The 18,481-nt window shown below is 67.5% G+C and carries 16 protein-coding genes; 9 read left to right on the top strand and 7 right to left on the bottom strand.

The window, feature by feature from the left end; all coding sequences use genetic code 11:
* The first annotated feature begins 5 nt into the window (after positions 1-5).
* The 3 genes from QPK29_RS10320 to lpxD all read left to right on the top strand — a co-directional run bounded on the left by QPK29_RS10320 (position 6) and on the right by lpxD (position 5,779).
* On the top strand, positions 6-998 hold the full coding sequence (locus QPK29_RS10320; RefSeq protein WP_400189754.1) for a septal ring lytic transglycosylase RlpA family protein: 993 nt from the start codon (positions 6-8) through the stop codon (positions 996-998).
* A 423-nt stretch (positions 999-1,421) separates the two neighbouring features.
* Positions 1,422-4,499 carry a TonB-dependent receptor gene (locus tag QPK29_RS10315; RefSeq protein ID WP_371768810.1) on the top strand — a complete coding sequence of 1,026 codons (3,078 nt, stop codon included), beginning with the start codon at positions 1,422-1,424 and terminating at the stop codon, positions 4,497-4,499.
* A gap of 188 nt (positions 4,500-4,687) precedes the next feature.
* A complete protein-coding gene (lpxD, locus tag QPK29_RS10310) occupies positions 4,688-5,779 on the top strand; it encodes a UDP-3-O-(3-hydroxymyristoyl)glucosamine N-acyltransferase (RefSeq protein WP_371768809.1) in 1,092 nt (363 codons plus the stop codon).
* Here lpxD and QPK29_RS10305 read toward each other — a convergent pair.
* Genes QPK29_RS10305 through argS form a run of 7 tightly spaced genes read right to left on the bottom strand, consistent with a single transcriptional unit; the run spans position 5,763 to position 11,979 of the window.
* Positions 5,763-6,515 (bottom strand): SPOR domain-containing protein, encoded by a 753-nt coding sequence (locus tag QPK29_RS10305; RefSeq protein ID WP_056123553.1) that lies wholly within the window; start codon positions 6,513-6,515, stop codon positions 5,763-5,765. The genes lpxD and QPK29_RS10305 overlap by 17 nt on opposite strands.
* A gap of 10 nt (positions 6,516-6,525) precedes the next feature.
* Positions 6,526-7,278, bottom strand: coding sequence for a type III pantothenate kinase (locus QPK29_RS10300; RefSeq protein WP_056122221.1), 753 nt, complete (start codon positions 7,276-7,278; stop codon positions 6,526-6,528).
* Between the two features lie 15 nt (positions 7,279-7,293).
* Positions 7,294-8,058 (bottom strand): biotin--[acetyl-CoA-carboxylase] ligase, encoded by a 765-nt coding sequence (locus QPK29_RS10295; protein ID WP_160409717.1) that lies wholly within the window; start codon positions 8,056-8,058, stop codon positions 7,294-7,296.
* Complete coding sequence (locus tag QPK29_RS10290; RefSeq protein WP_371768808.1) at positions 8,055-8,849, bottom strand: SDR family oxidoreductase; 795 nt, start codon at positions 8,847-8,849, stop codon at positions 8,055-8,057. The genes QPK29_RS10295 and QPK29_RS10290 overlap by 4 nt, the downstream gene beginning before the upstream one ends.
* Positions 8,846-9,523 carry a thiol:disulfide interchange protein DsbA/DsbL gene (locus tag QPK29_RS10285; RefSeq protein ID WP_056122230.1) on the bottom strand — a complete coding sequence of 226 codons (678 nt, stop codon included), beginning with the start codon at positions 9,521-9,523 and terminating at the stop codon, positions 8,846-8,848. Before QPK29_RS10285 ends, QPK29_RS10290 begins: the two co-directional genes overlap by 4 nt.
* A gap of 9 nt (positions 9,524-9,532) precedes the next feature.
* The gene (locus tag QPK29_RS10280) at positions 9,533-10,243 is read right to left on the bottom strand and encodes an SPOR domain-containing protein (RefSeq protein WP_371768807.1); all 711 of its coding nucleotides are present in this window, start codon (positions 10,241-10,243) and stop codon (positions 9,533-9,535) included.
* Positions 10,244-10,266: 23 nt separating this feature from the next.
* Complete coding sequence (argS, locus tag QPK29_RS10275) at positions 10,267-11,979, bottom strand: arginine--tRNA ligase (protein ID WP_056122236.1); 1,713 nt, start codon at positions 11,977-11,979, stop codon at positions 10,267-10,269.
* Between the two features lie 198 nt (positions 11,980-12,177).
* Here argS and rsmB point away from each other — a divergent pair, with 198 nt between their 5' ends.
* From rsmB to QPK29_RS10245, 6 genes are all read left to right on the top strand, one after another.
* A complete protein-coding gene (gene rsmB, locus QPK29_RS10270; protein ID WP_371768806.1) occupies positions 12,178-13,746 on the top strand; it encodes a 16S rRNA (cytosine(967)-C(5))-methyltransferase RsmB in 1,569 nt (522 codons plus the stop codon).
* 36 nt (positions 13,747-13,782) lie between these two features.
* Positions 13,783-14,346: a DUF4390 domain-containing protein gene (locus QPK29_RS10265; RefSeq protein ID WP_160409714.1), complete on the top strand. Its 564-nt coding sequence runs from the start codon at positions 13,783-13,785 to the stop codon at positions 14,344-14,346.
* A 3-nt stretch (positions 14,347-14,349) separates the two neighbouring features.
* Positions 14,350-16,638, top strand: coding sequence for a sensor histidine kinase (locus QPK29_RS10260; protein ID WP_371768805.1), 2,289 nt, complete (start codon positions 14,350-14,352; stop codon positions 16,636-16,638).
* Between the two features lie 178 nt (positions 16,639-16,816).
* The gene (locus QPK29_RS10255) at positions 16,817-17,569 is read left to right on the top strand and encodes a response regulator (protein ID WP_371768804.1); all 753 of its coding nucleotides are present in this window, start codon (positions 16,817-16,819) and stop codon (positions 17,567-17,569) included.
* Entirely contained in the window at positions 17,559-17,966 is a 408-nt protein-coding gene (locus tag QPK29_RS10250) for a hypothetical protein (protein ID WP_056122249.1), read from the top strand. Before QPK29_RS10255 ends, QPK29_RS10250 begins: the two co-directional genes overlap by 11 nt.
* Positions 17,967-18,135: 169 nt before the next feature.
* Entirely contained in the window at positions 18,136-18,393 is a 258-nt protein-coding gene (locus tag QPK29_RS10245) for a BTH_I0359 family protein (RefSeq protein WP_036235350.1), read from the top strand.
* The last annotated feature ends 88 nt before the right edge of the window (positions 18,394-18,481 follow it).

Raw genomic sequence — 18,481 nt, 5'->3', positions numbered from 1 at the left:
CAATGATGGCGGGGTGCAGTACCACGGACCAGAACGGCGAACACAAAAGCCTGATCCCCCTGCCGTGGAAGCACAAGGTCACCCGCGTGGATCCGAAGCTTCCGAATTTGCCGCCGGCCGGTTCCGGCCGCGGCGGCTACTACCAGGACGACGGCCCCGGCGCGAATCCGCCGCCGGGCCTGCTGGACACCCCCGACGCCGTCGTCAAGTACGAGCCCTACGCCAAGTTCGCCAACAAGCCGTACGCCGTGTTCGGCCAGACATACACGCCGCTCATCAACGACGAACCGTTCAGCCAGCGCGGCGTGGCCAGCTGGTATGGCGTCAAGTTCCACGGCCAGCGCACGTCGTCGGGCGAAGCCTACGACATGTACAAGATGACGGCCGCGCACCCGACCCTGCCGATTCCCTCGTACGCGCGCGTCACGAGCCTGGAGAGCGGCAAGTCCGTCGTCGTGCGCATCAACGACCGCGGACCGTTCCACTCCGACCGCGTGATCGACGTCTCGTACACGGCCGCCCTCAAGCTGGGGCTGCTGGGGAAGGGCAGCCACCAGGTCCAGGTCGAGCGCCTGTTCCCGGGCGACGTGATGCAGCTCGCGTCCGCGCGCCGCGCCGCCGCCTCCGAGGCGCAGGCCCTGCCGGCACCGCCCGCCATCGCCGCCCTCATGCTGGAAGACCGTGTCGACATGGACAGCGCCGCCGTCGCGCGCGCACAGGCGCCCGTCGCCTCGACATCCGCTTCGGCCGCCGCCGACAAGGCTGTGTTGGCGCCGGGTTTCTATCTGCAACTGGGCGCTTACGGACGCGACGGCAAGGCCGAGGAACTGGGCGAAAAGCTCAAGCAGGCCGGCGTCGACCTGGCGGTCGAAGTCGTCCGTTCAGGCAGCGTCAACCGCCTGTACGGCGGCCCCTTCGAATCCCGCGCACTCGCGCAGGAAGCAGCGCGTGCGTTGCCGGCCGGACTCGGCCTGAAACCCATCGTCGTACGGCGCTGAGCGGCCGGGCAGGCCTGCGCGTCTACTGCCCAGCTTCCATAGACATCAGACGTCTGATCAATGTTCATGGCAGTTCTTCCCGTAATCCCGACAATTTCCCATGTCACATGCTGTATTTTCGTGCGGGAATGTCCTAAAACGATGCGTTCTGCATGTTTTATCATCAGATGTCAGACATCTACAACGTTTTTGAATTTGCTATACGCTACCATTTTTTGCGCAAGAAATTTTCCATTCTTCCAAACATAAAAAGGGACTTCGTCGAAAACAGCCTGATAAATGCAAGGTTACCGTCGATGTTTGCGCATAACATTTATGTTTGCGGGATTGACACCGTTAACATTGTGCTCCTACACTGATTTTGCCAGCCATAAAGACGACCCGTCGGGACGTCCCAGGCATAGAAAAACACAGGAGACAGCAATGATCGAGAAGTCCATACAACGGCGCCGCCAGCGCCGGCAAGTCGTGCTTGGCCTGAGCGTGCTCGCAGGCCTTATCCAGCAAGCATATGCGCAAGATACCGCAGCGCCGGCCCAGCCCGCGCCGGTCGTCCAGGCCGATACCAACGTCGTCAAGGTGACCGGCTACCGCGCCAGTCTGCTTTCGTCGGCGAAGGATAAGAAGGAGTCCGTCGGTTTCCAGGACACTATCAGCGCCGAAGACATCGGTAAATTCCCCGACAAGAATATCGCTGAATCGCTGAGCCGTGTGCCGGGCGTGCAAATCGCCCGCGACGTGACGGGCGAGGGCATGAACATCCAGATCCGCGGCCTGGGGTCGAGCTTTACCAAGATCCTGCTGAACAATGCGCAGATCGCCGTGGCGTCGTCCGGCCCGATCGACGGCGCGAGCACCAATCGCGAAGTCGACCTCGACCTGCTGCCGACCGACCTGTTCACCAAGCTGACCGTCAGCAAGAGCCCGACGGCCGGCCTGATCGAAGGCGGCGCCGCCGGCGTCGTCAACATGCGCAGCGCGCGCCCGTTCGACAACCCGGGCACCCACGTGTCGTACAGCGGCACGGCGCAGAAACAGCAGATCGCCGACGGCGTCGGCGGCCGCGGCTCCATCGTGGCCAGCAAGACCTGGGGCGACACGTTCGGTATCCTGGCCGGCATCGCCGTCAACCGCCAGAAGTCGCGCACGACCGGTTACGAGACCGTCGGCCTGACGAACCCGAACCTGACGGCAGCCCAGAGCTCCTCGCCGACCCGCAACAGCACCGGCGGCGGCAACTGGACGATCCCGTCCACCGTTCCGGCCGGCGCCGGCGCCGGCCTTGCGGCGGGCACGCCGATCGACCAGGCGTTCCTGCTCGCGCACAACCCGGGCCTGACGATCGACCAGATCGACAACGCCCTCGTGCCGCGCCTGGGCCGCTTCATGGATTACTTCGGCACGCGCGACAAGGGCTCGGCCATCCTCAGCGCCGAATGGCGTCCGCTGGAAAACCTGCACTTCTACGTCGACACGCTGTACAGCAAGAAGGACGACGACATGCAGCGCATCGCCTACACCTGGGCGGTCCGCAACAATGCAGCGATCCCGCTGAACATGCAGGTCGACAAGAGCGACTGCACCACGGGTTGCACGGTCACGTCGGGCACGTACGCCAACTCGACCTACTTCATCGAATTCGGCCCGCGCCGCGACCGTACCGACCTGAAGGGCATCAACCCGGGCATGGAGTGGAAGATCACCCCGACCCTGAAACTGGAAGCCCAGGCCAACGCCACCAAGTCGACGTTCTCGCACGAAGCGCCGACCATCATGCCGATCACGGCAGCGGGCAGCGGCCTCGTCACCACGTTCCAGAACAACGGCGGCGTGCCGAGCATTTCGTTCAACAAGGACGTCAACGACCCGGCGAACTTCGTCTGGGCCGGCGGCCGCGTCAACATCCAGAACGAGCTGCGCGAAACGAGCACGAAAGGCTTCCACACCGACCTGACCTGGGGCGATGCCAAGCTGAACGTCAAGGCCGGTCTCGCCTACGACGACATCGACCGCCGCATCCGCGGCCAGGACAACTCGGCCGCCTGGCAGGCCGCCGTCTGCGGCAACAACCCGAGCGTCTTCATCCAGGGGCCGAATGGCGCGCCGCCGTGCGACGGCGCCAGCACGCCGGGCGCCAGCGCTAGCGCCCTGTACCCGGGCTACGGCACCGGCTACACGGCCGGCCAGACGGCACCGCTCACCTACCAGGGTTCGCTGATTCCGCTGAACAAGCTGGCCTCCTACCTGGTGCAGGGCCCGCACGACCGCCTCGTCGTCGACTGGGACCGCTTCCGCAAGGATTCGAACTACGACGCGTACAACTCGAGCGCGCCGGATTCCACGAGCTCGTCGACGGGCGCCAGCTCGGGCTATGTGCGTGAGCGTACCACCGGCTTCTACACCGAGCTCAACGGCGAAACCAAGCTGTTCAGCTTCCCGGTCCGCTACAACGCCGGCGTACGCTATGTCCGCACCAAGCAGGAAGTGGGCTCCCTGAACTCGTTCAGCGATCCGCGCAACGCCAGCCTGACGCTGAACGGTTCGAAGTACCCGAACCAGACCGAGTGGGTCTACCAGGACACGACCTACAACAACACGCTGCCGTCGGCCACCGCGGCCATCACGCTGCGCAGCGACATCGTGGCCCGCATCGCGGCGTCGAAGACGATGACCCGTGCGAATCCGAACTCGCTGCGTCCGGGCATCAACTTCAGCGGCACGTCGGCCGACGTCGGCACGATCGGCAGCCCGGAACTGAAGCCCTACCTGTCGAACAACATCGACCTGGGCATCGACTGGTACACCGGCCGCGAAGGCTATGTGAGCCTGACCGTGTTCCAGAAGAAGGTGAAGGGGTTCACCGTCATCGACAACCTGACGATGCCGTTCTCCGCCCTGGCCGCCTACGGCATCACGTACAACAACCTGATCCCGACGCAGCAGGTGGCGATCAACTCGCGCGGCGGTCCGGACGTGGCCACCGTCGTGATGAGCCAGGAACGCAACGCCGGCGGCATCCTGACCGTGCGCGGCCTCGAGATCGGCTGGGTCCAGCCGCTCGACAAGCTGCTGCCAATCAAGGGCTTCGGCTTCAGCGAGACCGCGACCCTGATCAACCAGAGCGCGAGCGGCGAGGGCACCAACGGCTTCGTGGCGCTGAACGTGCCGAAGAAGAGCAACAACTTCGGCTTCTACTACGAGAACCACGGCTACATGGCGCGCATCTCGCACCAGTACCAGCAGGGCAGCCAGAGCGCCAACGCGAACCAGAGCGGCGTGACGCTGGCGGCACTGTACGGCCGCTCGTACAAGCAGGCCGACTTCTCGTCCAGCGTGGACCTGGAAGAAGTGCTGAACCGCGACAACTGGCCGACGATCACGTTCGACATCGTCAACCTGAACAAGGCCAAGCGCGAAGGCTACTTCCAGTTCCCGAACGCACAGTTCACGTCGTTCGATCCGGGCCGCACCTTCCAGCTGGGCGTGCGCGGCAAGTTCTGATCGCTTAGCAGTACCTTTTACGTCCCCTGTCCCCGCTTTCGACCGGCATGCAACGCGCCGGTTGCGAGCGGGGCTTTTTCTTTTGCGGTAGCTCACACCGCTTCCGTTTTCCCCCGGGGATCCGGAACTGCCGGCCTGGCGTCCCTGTCGAACCGCATATCGACGCAACGACGCGACAGGAGGCTGGGATGGGGGCACGACTCGTGGAGCTGGTCACGCGCTTCGGCGGCCGGCTGGAAGGCGACCCGGACATCGAAGTGGCGCGCATCGCCCCGCTGGACCGCGCGGGCGCCACGGACATCAGCTTTCTCAGTAACAGCCGGCTGCGCGCCGTGGCCGCGCACAGCCGCGCGGCGGCCCTGATCCTGGCGCCGCTCGACGAGCCTGAAGTCGCGGCCACGTACGCGGGCGCGCGCATCGTCACGAACAACCCGTACGCGTATTTCGCGCGCACGGCGCAATACCTGTGCGCGCCCGGACATACGCCCGCGCCGGGCATCCACCCGACAGCCGCCGTGCACCCGGGGGCACGCGTGGACCCGACCGCCTTCCTCGGTCCGCACGTCACGGTCGAGGAGGGCGCGGCCATCGGGCCCGGCGCCGTGATCGACGCGGGCTGCTACATCGGCCGCGACGCCAGCGTGGGCGAGCGCACGCATTTTTTCGCCAACGTGACCTTCCATGCGCGCTGCGTCATCGGCGCGCGCGGCATCGTCCACTCCGGCGCCGTGATCGGGGGCGACGGCTTCGGCTTCGCGGTGGACGGCGGCGTCTACATCAAGATCCCGCAGACGGGCCGCGTCGTCATCGGCGACGACGTCGACATCGGCTCGAACACGGCGGTCGACCGCGGCGCGCTGGACGACACGGTGATCGAGGACGGGGTAAAACTCGACAACCTGATCCAGATCGGCCACAACTGCCGCATCGGCGCGCACACGGCGATGGCCGGCTGCGTGGGCGTGGCGGGCAGCGCCAACATCGGCCGGCACTGCACGTTCGGCGGCGCCGCGATGATCAACGGCCATATCGACATCGTCGACAACGTCCACGTCACGGCCGGTACGCTGGTGCCGAACTCGATCACGGCACCGGGGCGCTACACGGGGTTTTATCCGATGGCGCCGAATGCGGAGTGGGAACGCAACGCGGCGCTGCTGCGCAACCTGTCGGCGATGCGGGAGAAAATCAAGGTGCTCGAGCGGGCGGTAAAGGTGCTGGGTGGCGAGCAGACGGGACAGTCATCCCGCGATGCGTCCGCGCTTACCCGCAGCTCTTGACGTCCGCCCCGTCATAACGTTCGGCAAAGCCTTCGATGCGCTTGCGGGTCGCCGCATCGAGTCCGCGCACGCGGTAGACGTAGTGCGTCGTCTGCGGCCCGCGCGGCGCGATGCGCGCCGAGTGGACGCCCTGCTTGCCCAGTTGCGCGAGCATCGCCTGGGCGCCGTTCTCGGTCTTGAACACGCCCAGCGAGATCGCGTACTTTAAAGGAGAGTCGCCCTGCAAGACGTAAAAATTGGTCACGCCCAGGTTGCGTAGTTCGGCGGCCTTGCGGTCGGCCGCTTCCTTGCTGCCTTGCGTCGGGATGTGCACGAGCCAGCTGCTGACGTCCTGGGCCTGGATGGTCTGGCGCGACTGGCGGTCGCCGAGGTCCAGCGCGGCGAGGCGCGCTTCGAAGCGGCGGGCGTCGGTGGAATTGAACGGGCCGATTTCCGTGCACGCATAGGCAGGGGCCGGAGCGGGGGCCGACGGCGCGCTGGCAGGTGCAGGCGCGCTTGCCGCAGCGCTTGCCGACGCGGTGACGTCCGCCGCATCGCCACCCGCCGGCGGGGCGGCAGCCTTCGCGGCGGCCTCGGCCTGGTCGCGCGTCAGCAGGGTCATCCTGGCCGTGTTGAACTGGCGCTTCAGGCGTGCCGGTTCGTGCTCGTTGCTCCTGGCGGTGCCGAGCAGGCCTTGGGCATACGCGAACAGGGCGGCGTTCAGGAATAGCAGGGACCAGAAGGCGAGTCGTAGCACGAGCATGTCCTCAAGCGGGAGCAGAGTCGGAAGCAAGGAAGGGTGCGGCCGCATGCAGGCCCACCAGCACAATATTATCCAGCATCCAGTGCGGGACGGACAGGAGAGGGGCCACGCTGGCCGCCGCGCCGCCGGAGACGATGCACAGGTCGGCCGGCAGGGCCGCGCAGGCGCGTTCGATCGCGCCCGCCTGCGCGGCCAGGCAGCCGGACAGGATGGCGTCGCTCGTGTGGTCCGCAAAGGTCGCCGGCGTCGCGCCCGGCACCACCTGCGGCAACTGGGCCGTGCCGCGCGCCAGCGCGCCCAGCATCAGGCCCAGGCCCGGGAGGATCATCCCGCCGAGGAAGTCGCCGGCGGCGCTGACGGCATCCACCGTCGTCGCCGTGCCGCACGTGGCCACGACGAGGTTCTTGCCGGGGGCGACGCAGCGTGCGCCGAGGGCGGCGGCGAAGCGGTCGCTGCCCAGTTGCGTGGGATTGCGGTAGCGGTTGCGCAGGCCTTTCAATTCCGCGCGCGACGTGAACCATGTGGGCGGCGCCGGCAGCAGCGGGGCGAGCAGGGCCGTCAGCTGGGCCTCCATCGCGTGGCCCGCCACGTTCGAGACGATCGCGCGCGCAAGCCCCTGGCCCGCCCACGCGGCCTGCAGGCGCTCCAGTTCCGCATGCGGCACGGCGCCGTGCGCGGTCCAGTCGCCCGGCGCGGCGTCAGGGGCCGCGATGGCCCATTTGATCCTTGTGTTACCAGCATCGACGAGCAGCAGCATTTGACCTCCCGGACATCAATCCTTCGTGCGCAGCGATACGTCGCCGGCCACGATCGTCACACGACCGGCCGCGGTGTCGAGCAGCAGCCGCCCCGTGTCGTCCACGCCGGCAGCGAGGCCCTCGTGCTGCACCTCGCCGCGGTCGAGCAGGACGACCGGCCGGCCCTGCCACGCGTGCAGCGTGTTCCAGCGCGCGACGAAGGCGGCGAACCCGTCGCGCGCGAACAGCGCCAGCGCCTCGGCCAGGCCGTCGAGCAGCGTGGCCATCAGCTCGTCGCGGCCCATGCGCGCGAGCCACGGCATCGCGGCGGCGCTGCGGCCGATCCTGTCTTCGAGTGCGTCCGGCATCACGAGGTTCACGCCGATGCCGACGATGGTCCACGCGGCGCCGTCCGCCGCCACCTGCGTCTCGACGAGGATGCCGGCCAGCTTGTCGCCGTCCTTGAGCACGTCGTTCGGCCATTTCAGCTGCACGCTCTGGCCGAGTCGGCCGAGCGTTTCCGCCAGCGCGACACCGATCGCGAGCGGCAGGCCGGCCAGGCCGCGCAGCCCGCCGGCGAAGCGCCAGGCCAGCGAGAACGTCAGCGAGTGACCCGGTTCGGACAGCCAGCTGCGTCCCGCGCGACCGCGTCCCGCCGTCTGGTGTTCGGCGACGAGCAGCACGGGTGCCGTCAACCGGGGCGCGCGCGCCAGCAGGTCGGCATTCGTCGATCCCGTCTCCTCCACCACTTCGACGGCGACGCCGGCGCGCGACAGCGCCATGATGCGGTCGGCGTTCATGGCGCCACCTTGCCGGATTTGGTCGGCGCGTGCGCGAACAGCGCGTCGAACAGGACGTTGGGCAGCAGGCGCAGGACCTTGGCGACGACGCCCATCGGCCACGGGATCACGCGGTAGCTCGTGCCGACGTCGATGGCGCGGGCGGCCGCGGCCGCGAAGCGGTCCACGGGCATCAGGAAGGGCATGGGAAAACGGTTCTGGCGGGTCATCGGTGTGTCGATGTAGCCGGGCGCGATGGTCACGACCCGGATACCGTGGGGTTGCAATTCGAGGCGGAGCGATTCCGCATAGGTGTGCACGGCGGACTTCGACGCGCAGTAGGCGCCGGCGCCCTTCATGCCGCGGATGCCGGCCACGCTGCCGATGGCGACGAGGCGGCGCGGGCCGCGGTCGTTGACTTCCCTGCGTTTCATCGTTTCGACGAACGGCGCGAACGTGGCGACGGTGGCCGTCACGTTGATGGCGAAGATCTCGGCGAACCGGGACAAATCGTCGGGCCGTTCGGTCAGCGTCCCGGCCGAGACCCCGGCGCTGGCGATGACGATGTCGGCGCCGCCTTCACGCGCGATGAAGTCGGCGGCGGCCGCAGCCAGTGCCGCATGGTCCGTCACGTCGACGGCGTAGATGTGGTGAGCGGCGGAGAAGGGCAGCGCGTGCAGGGCATCCGCGCGGCGGCCCAGCAGGCCGAGGATGGCGCCGCGCGCCGCATACTCGCGCGCCAGGGCGGCGCCGATGCCGCTGGACGCGCCCGTGATGAATACGCGCAGCCGGCGGCGCCGCGCCGCGGTCATTTCCTGTCCGCTTTCGCTTTCGCGACGAGGAAGTCCATCACTTGCAGGGCCGTCTGCTGTTGCTGCGCTTCCGTCGTGCCCTCGGGCGCGCCGGCGCCCGCGTGCGACGGCGACGTGACAAAGCGGCCGTCGACGACGACGAGCGGCCAGCGGTCCACGCCGTACGAATCCATCATCGCGCCAGCGCGGCGCAGCTTCGCCTGGATGCCGAACGAGCGGTACGTGTCGACGAATTTCGCGCGGTCGATACCGTTCTGCGCCACCCAGTCGAACACCTGCTCGTCGCTGGACAGGCGCAGGTGCTGCTGGTGCATGGCGTCGAACACCTTCTGGTGGTACTGGTTCAGCAGGCCCATCGCGTCGAGCGTGTAGAACAGGCGCTGCTGCGGCAGCACGCTGGCGCCGCCCTGGATGTGGACGCGCTTGAACACGATGTTGTCGCCCTGCTTTTTGACCCACGCTTCGAGCGCGGGCTCGAATGCGTAGCAGTGCGGGCAGTAGTAGGCGAAGAACTCGATGACTTCGACCTTGTTGCCCGCGTCGGTCGGCTGCACGGAAGGCAGCACGAGGTATTGCGCGCCCGCCTGCGGATCGGCGGCCGATGCGGACAGCGTGGCGGATCCGGCCGCGAGGCCGAGGAGGGCGGTGCAGAACAGACGGCGCGTCAGAGACATCGCGACCCCTTATCGTTGGTTACGCACGATGGCGACGTCGACGCCGCTGTCGAGCAGCTTGGCACGCGCCTTGTTCATTGCTTCGACCTGGTTGTACGGGCCGAGGCGCACGCGGTGCAGCACACCGCTGTCGCTCGTGCGGTCGCTGATCGCGGCTTCGAAGCCGAGCAGCGCGAGCTTGGCGCGGGTCGCTTCCGCATCCGACAGGTCGCGGAACGCGCCCGCCTGCAGATAGTAGATGTACTCGCCGCCGGCGGCGGCAGCGGCAGGGACGGCGGCCGGTGCCGCGGGGGCCGCCGACGCGACGCGCGTCTCCGGCTTCGGCTCGACCCTGGCCGGTGCCGGTGCCGGCTCCTTCATCGCGGCGATCGCCTGGCCCAGCGGATCGGCGTCGGCCGGCCTGGTGCTCGGTGCCGGTGCGGCATCGCTGCCGCCGGAACGCGCGGCCGCCTTGTCCGTGATCTCCTTGTTGGCCACGCGCGCGGCGTCGCGGTTGGCGTACATCGGCTTGTTCGGGTCCTGGGCCTGGCCCGGCGCGGGATCGGCCGGGCGGCCCGCCTTGACCGTCTTGTCGGTGAACGGCGAGGCGCCCTTGGTGATCGTCAGCGCGACCGCGACCGCGATGCCCAGACCGACGATCAGGCCGATGATAAGGCCAGTGAGCGTGCTGCCCCGCTGGCGCGTGAAGGAGGATTGCGAGCGATTACGGAAAGCGGTCATGTAGTACGGTGTGGTTAAAACGCTTACATTTTCTCCGGCGCCGAAACGCCGATCAGGGCCAGGCCGTTGCGCAGCACCTGGCGGATGGCGGCCGCCAGCGCGAGGCGCGCGAGCTTGGTCGGCTCGTCGTCGTCGAGCAGCCACTTGTGCGCGAAGTAGTAGCTGTGCAGTTCGCCGGCCAGGTCGCGCAGGTAGAACGCGACCTGGTGCGGGCCCAGCTCGACGAGCGCGCGCTGCAGCATCTCCGGGTACGCGGACAGCTTGGCCAGCAGGCCGGATTCGTGCGCATTCGTCAGCGGAGAGAGATCGACGTCGGCCAGTTGCGCCACGTCGCCGCCCCAGTTCGCGAGGGCCGAGCAGATGCGCGCGTGGGCGTACTGCACGTAGTAGACGGGGTTCTCGTCGTTGGTGGCGAGGGCGACGTCGACGTCGAACACGAATTCCGTGTCGGCCTTGCGCGAGATGAGGAAGAAGCGCACGGCGTCGCGGCCGCGGGTCACGTCGCCGTTGCCCGACCATTCGATCAGGTCGCGCACCGTCACGTACGAACCGGCGCGCTTGGAGATCTTGACCTCCTCGCCGTTCTTCATGACGGTGACCATCTTGTGCAGCACGTAGTCGGGATAGCCCTGCGGGATGCCGATGTTCACGGCCTGCAGGCCGGCGCGCACGCGGGCGATGGTGCCGTGGTGGTCGCTGCCCTGGATGTTGATGGCCTGGTCGAAGCCGCGCTTGAATTTCTGGATGTGGTACGCCACGTCCGGCACGAAATACGTGTAGGTGCCGTCGGACTTGCGCATCACGCGGTCCTTGTCGTCGCCGTAGTCCGTCGTCTTGAGCCACAGCGCGCCGTCCTGTTCGTAGGTCACGCCGGCGTCGACCAGGGCCTGCACGGCCGCTTCGACCTTGCCGTCGGTGTACAGCGAGGATTCGAGATAGTAATTGTCGAACCTGACCCCGAACGCTTGCAGGTCCTGGTCCTGCTCGTTGCGCAGGTAGGTGACGGCGAAACGGCGGATCGATTCGATGTCGTTCGTGTCACCGCTGGCGGTGGCCGGCTGGCCGTCGCTCGCCGCCACGGTCTTCTTCGCGAGGAAGTCGTCGGCGATGTCCTGGATGTAGTCGCCGTTGTAGGCCGATTCCGGCCATTCGATGTCGCCCGGACGGAAGCCGCGGGCGCGCGCCTGGACCGAATTGGCCAGCGTCAGGATCTGCACGCCGGCGTCGTTGTAATAGAACTCGCGCGTGACCTGGTGGCCCTGCGATGCGAACAGCGACGACAGCGCGTCACCCAGTGCCGCCTGGCGGCCGTGGCCCACGTGCAGGGGCCCGGTCGGGTTGGCCGACACGAATTCGATGATCACGTGGTGGCCGTCGCCCGAGTCGCCGCGGCCGAAGGCGTCGCCCTGCTGCAGGACGGTCTTCACGACCGACTGCTTGGCGCTTGCCGCCACGCGCAGGTTGATGAAGCCCGGGCCGGCCACGTCGGCCGATTCCACGAGACCCGCTGCCTTCGGATCGGCCAGCAGCGCGGCGACGAGGCGGGTGGCCAGTTCGCGCGGGTTCGTTTTCAGCGGCTTGGCCAGCTGCATGGCGATGTTGCAGGCGATGTCGCCGTGCGACGGATCGCGCGGGCGCTCCAGGACGACGTTAGGGCTGAGGTCGCTGCCGGCGACAATGGGAGCCAATGCGGCCTGGAACAGGGCAACGATCTCTTGTTTTTGTTGGGCTAACATGAACTGTGGTCGAAAATGTAATGGTCGGTGCAGCGTTGGTCGGTGCGGCGCGGTGGCGATGCCACTGGCAGGCTAAGCGATCATTATACTGGTTTGCCGCAACGCGCAAACCATCCGGGGCACGGGCACAAGCCTCGCTTAAGCCTGCGCAACGCGTAACCGTTACAATGAGCGTCTTTATGCATTGATCGATTTGCCATGACCGAAAAGCGCCCGACGCTCACTCTCAAACCCAAGGCCGGCGGCCGCAACGGCGGCAAGAAGGCCGGCCCGGCCCGGCCGGGTGGCGCATCCGGCAAAGGGCAGACCGCCCCGCGCGGCCCCGGCGGCACGCCGCCGCGCGGCACGCAACAGGTCGAGCCGGCCCCGCGCGACGCCGGCTACGCGCCGTCCCGCCCCAAGGACGAGGGCGCGCGCCTGCGTCACAGCCATGAGGTCAAGGCCCACGTCCAGCTCGATTACAGTCCCGACCTGCGCACGGATTCCCTCGCGTTCGCCCTGCTGGGCGCGGCGAGCAGCCTCGCGCGCGTGCGCGCCGGCACGGCGCTCCCCCAGGCGCTGGCCGAGGTGTTCCAGGCGTATGACGCCCCGCCGCAGGCGCGCGGCGCCATCCAGGACATCGCCTACCGCGCCATGCGCCAGCTGGGGCGCAGCGAGATCCTGCTTGGCCTGATGACGAGCAAGGCGCCCGAGCCCGCCATGCTGGCCGGCCTGCTGGAATGTGCGCTGGCGCTGCTCGACCCGCCCGAAGGCAGCGAGCCGCCTTATGAAGCCTTCACGGTCGTCGACCAGGCCGTCTTCGCCAGCTCCGCCCACCCGGATTTCGCGCACGCGAGGGCGATGGTGAACGCCGTGCTGCGCCGCTTCCTGCGCGAGCGCGAGAAGCTGCTCGGCGCCGCGCTGCGCGACCAGGTCGCCCAGTGGAATTACCCGCAATGGTGGATCGACTCGGTGCGTACGGCGTACCCGGACGACTGGCAGGCGATCCTCCAGGCGGGCAACCGCCAGCCGCCGCTGACCCTGCGCGTCAACCGCCGCAGGACGGACGTCGACACGTATCTGAAGACGCTGGCTGCGGCCGGCATGCGCGCGGAGCAGGTGGGGCCGAGCGCCGTGCGCCTGGCGCAGGCCGTGAACGTGGCGCAGATCCCCGGGTTTGCCGACGGCCTCGTGTCCGTGCAGGATGCCGGTGCCCAGCTGGCCGCGCCGCTGCTCGACGTGCACGACGGCATGCGCGTGCTGGACGCCTGCGCGGCGCCGGGCGGCAAGAGCGGACACATCCTGGAGTCGGCCGACGTCGACCTGACGGCGCTGGATGCCGACGCGCGCCGCCTCGTGCGCGTGGACCAGAACCTGCAGCGCCTGGGGCTGTCCGCGACCGTCAAGGCGGGGGCGGCGGAAGCGGTGGATTGGTGGGATGGTCGTCAATACGATCGTATCCTCGCCGACGTGCCGTGCACGGCGTCCGGCATCGTCCGCCGCCACCCGGATATTCGCTGGTTACGACGCAAGAGTGACACCCACCAACTTGCAACACTTTCCGGCAAAATACTCGACAATCTTTGGCAGATGCTGCGGCCCGATGGTAAATTGCTGTTCGTGACATGTTCGCTCTGGCCGCAGGAATCGGAAGCGCAGGCCGCCGCCTTCGCGGCGCGCCACGGTGCGGTCCGTCTCGACGCGCCGGGCCAACTGCTTCCTCGAAGTGGCGCCGGGCAGGATCATGACGGTCTGTTCTACGCCCTGTTCCAGAAGGCCGGAGCGTGAGTAATCCCGACAACGCTTTTTAAGGCTCTGGCCCTAGTGACTGTACGATTTTTCCGCCTCCTCGCCTGCCAGTTCTTGCTGGCATTCGCATGCGCAACGGCGCAGGCGGCCGACGGGATCGAAATCACCCGCGCCAGTATCGAGGCTTCCGACGACGGCTACCGGCTGTCCGCCGCCTATTCGTTCGACCTGACCCCCGGCCTCGAGCAGGCCATCCAGCACGGCGTGCCGCTGTCCTTCACCACCGAGATCGAGCTGACGCGGCCGCGCTGGTGGTGGACCGACGACCACGCCGTGTCCTCGCGCCGTACGGTCAAGCTGAACTACGACGTGCTGTTCCGGGTCTATCACGTATCCGTCCCCGGCAGCATCCAGCAGAATTTCGACACGCTCGACGAGGCGCTGCTCGCGATTCGCCGGCCGACCCGCTGGCTGATCGCCAAGCCGGGGTCGCTGAAGCCGGGCGAGACCTACAACGTTACCGTGCGCATGTTCATGGACCGCGAATACCTGTTGAAACCGCTCCAGGTCGACGCCCTGAACAATTCCGACTGGCGCCTGGCCTCGCACAAGAAGACCTTCACCTACCGTGCGGAGTAAGCCGTGATCCGGGCCTTGCGCTATGCCCTCGTGATCGGCAGCGCGATCGCGTCGATCCTCGTTTTCCTCCTCGCCTCCGCATCCAGCAACACGGGCTTCTTCGCCCGCAATTTCGCCTGGCTGTTCGGCCTGATCATCGTCGTCGCCGGCGCGCTGTTCGTGCTCGTGCTGGTCGCGTTCTGGCGCCTCTATTCGCGCTACAGGGCCGGCAAGTTCGGCTCGCGGCTGATGGTGCGCCTGATGGTGCTGTTCGGGGGGATCGGCATCCTGCCCGGGGTCGTCGTGTTCATGGTGTCGGTGCAGTTCGTTTCGCACTCGATCGAATCGTGGTTCGACGTCAAGATCGAGGCCGCGCTCGACTCCGGCCTGAACCTGTCCCGCGCCGCCCTCGACGAGGCGCTGGCCGACCTGAGCGCCAACGCGGGCACCGTTGCCGCCACGCTGGCGGGGCAGGGCGAACAGGATGCCCAGACGATCCTCATGCGTGCGCTCGACGACAGCGACGGCATGCAGAGCGCGCTGCTCTTGAATGCGGCCGGCAAGCCGGTCGCCAGCGCCACCGGGGACCGCCGTGCCGTCGAGTCCGCCGACCTGCCCACGCCGCAGATGCTCAAGCAGGCCAAGATGCCCGGCGGTTACGCCCGGCCCGAAGGCGGTATCGACGACGACTTCCGCGGGCCGCACGACGAGCCGCCCAGCGCCCTCGACGCCGCCACCGACCTGCGCCTGCGCGTGGTCGTGGCCGTGCCCGAGCCGCCCGGGATGGAAGCGCGCTACCTGCAATTGACGCAGTCCGTGCCCGTCAACCTGGCATCGAACGCCGCCGTGCTGCGCACCGCCTACCGCGAATACCAGGAACGCTTCGCGGCGCGCCGGGGCCTGAACAAGATGTACATCGGCGAACTCACGCTGACCCTGCTGCTCGCGATCTTTTCCGCCATCGGCGCCTCGTTCCTCATCGCCGGCAACCTGGCGCAGCCGCTGCTCGTGCTGGCCGAGGGCACGCGCGCCGTCGCGGAAGGCGACCTGTCGCCGCGCCCGATCGTCGAGACCAACGACGAACTGGGCACGCTCACGCAATCGTTCAATGCGATGACGGGCCAGCTGTTCGAAGCGCGCTCCGCCGTCGAACGCAACCGCGCCGCGCTGGAAAGCGCCAAGGCCCACCTGGAATCCGTGCTCGCCAACATGTCGGCCGGCGTGATCGTGATGGATGCCGATGGCGTCGTCGTCAACTCGAACGATGCCGTGCACCGCATCCTGGCGGTCGACGTCGCGTCGCTGGCCGGCCGTCCGCTCGACGCGATCGAGGGGCTGGAAGTGTTCGCGGGCGCCGTCACGCGCGCCTTCTCGGCGCAGAGCGCGCAATCGGCCGCGGGCCGCGGGCGCGGACGGGCGCACTGGCAGCAGCAGATCGAGATCCCGCGCCGCCCCGGCACCGACGACGACCATGACCTCACCCTGCTCGCACGCGGCTCGCGCCTGCCGGTGGGGGCGGGCAGCGGCTTCATCGTCGTGTTCGACGACATCTCCGACGTGATCTCGGCCCAGCGCTCGGTCGCCTGGGGCGAGGTCGCGCGCCGCCTCGCGCACGAGATCAAGAACCCGCTCACGCCGATCCAGCTGTCGGCCGAACGCCTGCAGATGAAGCTGGCCGACCGCGTCGACCCGGATGCGGCGGCACTCCTCAACAAGGCCACCGACACCATCGTGAGCCAGGTGGCCGCGATGAAGCGCATGGTCGACGACTTCCGCGACTACGCGCGCACGCCGCCGGCCGTGCTGCACCCGCTGGACCTGAACGACCTGATCGACGAGATCCTGAACCTGTACCTGTCCGAGGATGGCTCGGACGTGATCCACCCGTCGCTCGCCCCCGGCCTGCCGCGCGTGATGGGCGACGCGACCCAGTTGCGCCAGGTGATCCACAACCTGCTGCAGAACGCGCAGGACGCGCTGGCCGACCGCCCGCCGCAGGACGACCCGCCCCGTATCGACATCGTGACGGAGGCCATCCACTATGTCGGCGCCGACGGCGGCACGGGCACCGCGGTGCGCCTGGCGATCGTCGACAACGGGCCCGGCTTCGCGCCCAGGATCCTGTCGCGGGCGTTCGAACCGTACGTCACGTCGAAAGCGCGCGGCACCGGCCTGGGCCTGCCGATGGTCAAGAAGATCGTCGACGAACATGGCGGCCGGATCGACGTCGCCAACCGCGCCGACGGAAGTGGCGCTTCGGTATCGATTTTGCTGTTAAAGTTAGCGCCAGAGGCGAACTTGGCCGAAGCGTGAATCGCGCATAAAATCTTGGCTGGAACGGGCGCCTCGAAAAACCGTCGCGAGCGGCCGCAATGCGGTTCGAGAAGCGCAGCTGTACGAAAGTACAGCGAGCATCGCAGGACCGCAGTGCAACGCGCAGCAGGTTTTTCGACGTGCCCGGAGAGAGTCAGATCATAAAAGGCATAACAAGATGGCGAACATACTCGTAGTTGACGATGAAATGGGCATCCGCGAACTGCTCTCGGAAATCCTTGGCGACGAGGGACACGCGGTCCAGCTGGCGGAAAACGCGCAGCAGGCCCGCCAGGCGCGCCAGCAGGGCACCCCCGACCTGGTGCTGCTCGACATCTGGATGCCCGATACCGACGGCGTCACCCTGCTCAAGGAGTGGCAGCGCGACGGCCTGTTGACGATGCCGGTCATCATGATGTCCGGCCACGCGACCATCGACACCGCTGTGGAAGCGACCCGGATCGGCGCCCTGAATTTCCTGGAAAAGCCGATCGCCCTGCAAAAACTGTTGAAAGCGGTGCAGCAGGGCCTGCAGCGCGGCCAGGAAGTGGCGCGCGCCCCGGCGATCGCGCCGCGTCCGATGGCGACCGTCGCCTCCGTCTCCGCGCCCGCGCCGGAGCCGAGCGCCGTCGCGCAGCCGATGTATGCGCCGCAGCCGCAAGGCGGCTCGATGGGCGCGTCGATGGGCATGGTGCGTCCCGTCAGCAATGGCGAGGCGCACGCGCACGGCTACACGCTGTCGTTCGACCTGCCGCTGCGCGAGGCGCGCGACGCGTTCGAACGTATGTACTTCGAACACCACCTGGGCCGCGAAGGCGGCTCCATGACGCGCGTGGCCGAAAAGACGGGCCTGGAACGGACCCACCTGTACCGCAAGCTCAAGCAGCTCGGCGTCGAACCGGGCAAGCTGGGCAAGAAGAGTGCACAGTAATCCCGGCGGCCGGGACGATGCGCGCACCGTCCTGACGCTCGTCACCGGTCCGGGCGCCGCCGCGCGCGAAGCGGCCATCGCCGCCCACCTTTCCGATCTGCATGAAGACCGCCCGGCGCCCATCATGCAGGCCATCATCCTTGAAGGCCTCGCGTCCGGCATCTCCCCCCTCGACGACCTTCCTCCCGGGCAGACGCTTGCGCGGATCGCGCCCGGTTGCCTGTGCTGCACCGGCAATCTCGTTTTGCGTGTAACATTGAATCGACTGCTGCGCCAGCGACCCCGCCGTATCTTCATCGGTGTCGCGGACAGCGGGCATCTTGATCAGTTGCGATCGTGGCTCCAGTCCGAGCCATACGATCAGCTGTTACGGCTGACTTCCGACCTGAAGGCCTGAATCTTCCGCAGCGTGTTGATGGCATTCGTAACAAGTTGTAGAGGTTCTTGAATTCGGTTCGTCGTGGCCCCACCTCGTAGTTGAAGTGGAAAGAAAGTGGAAAGGCCAGCAAAGCGCCGTCCGCCGCCGGGCGGTCCTTGCACCCATCTGATCGAGTGAAGGAGTCATCATGAACATGATCTATAACAGCGAACAGTACAGCGTTGTCGAATTTGGCGTCGATCACAATCTCGAAGCCCTGCGCTTCGGCGGCTATGAGATCGTCGACAAGTCCGGCCGGCGCGAAGCGTTCATCGGCGGCAAACTGGCGCAAGCGTTCCGGCGTGATGTCAACAACCTGATCGCGAGCGAGCCGACCATGGAGGAAATCGACGATTTCCTGGGCTCGTACGATACCCTCATGAGCCAGCCCGTCGTCCTGCACTGAGTCTCCCCCCGGGCCGGACAGGACGTCCGGCACTGCTCTGCCGCACCTGCGTTACGCAGCCTCGTTCGGGCCGGCGACGCAGGGCACC

Source organism: Massilia orientalis, assembly GCF_030411975.2.
In the GTDB taxonomy this organism is placed as follows: Bacteria; Pseudomonadota; Gammaproteobacteria; order Burkholderiales; family Burkholderiaceae_D; genus Telluria; species Telluria orientalis.
Note: the sequence above shows the minus strand (reverse complement) of the source record. Positions and strands in the feature narration are given on the sequence as shown.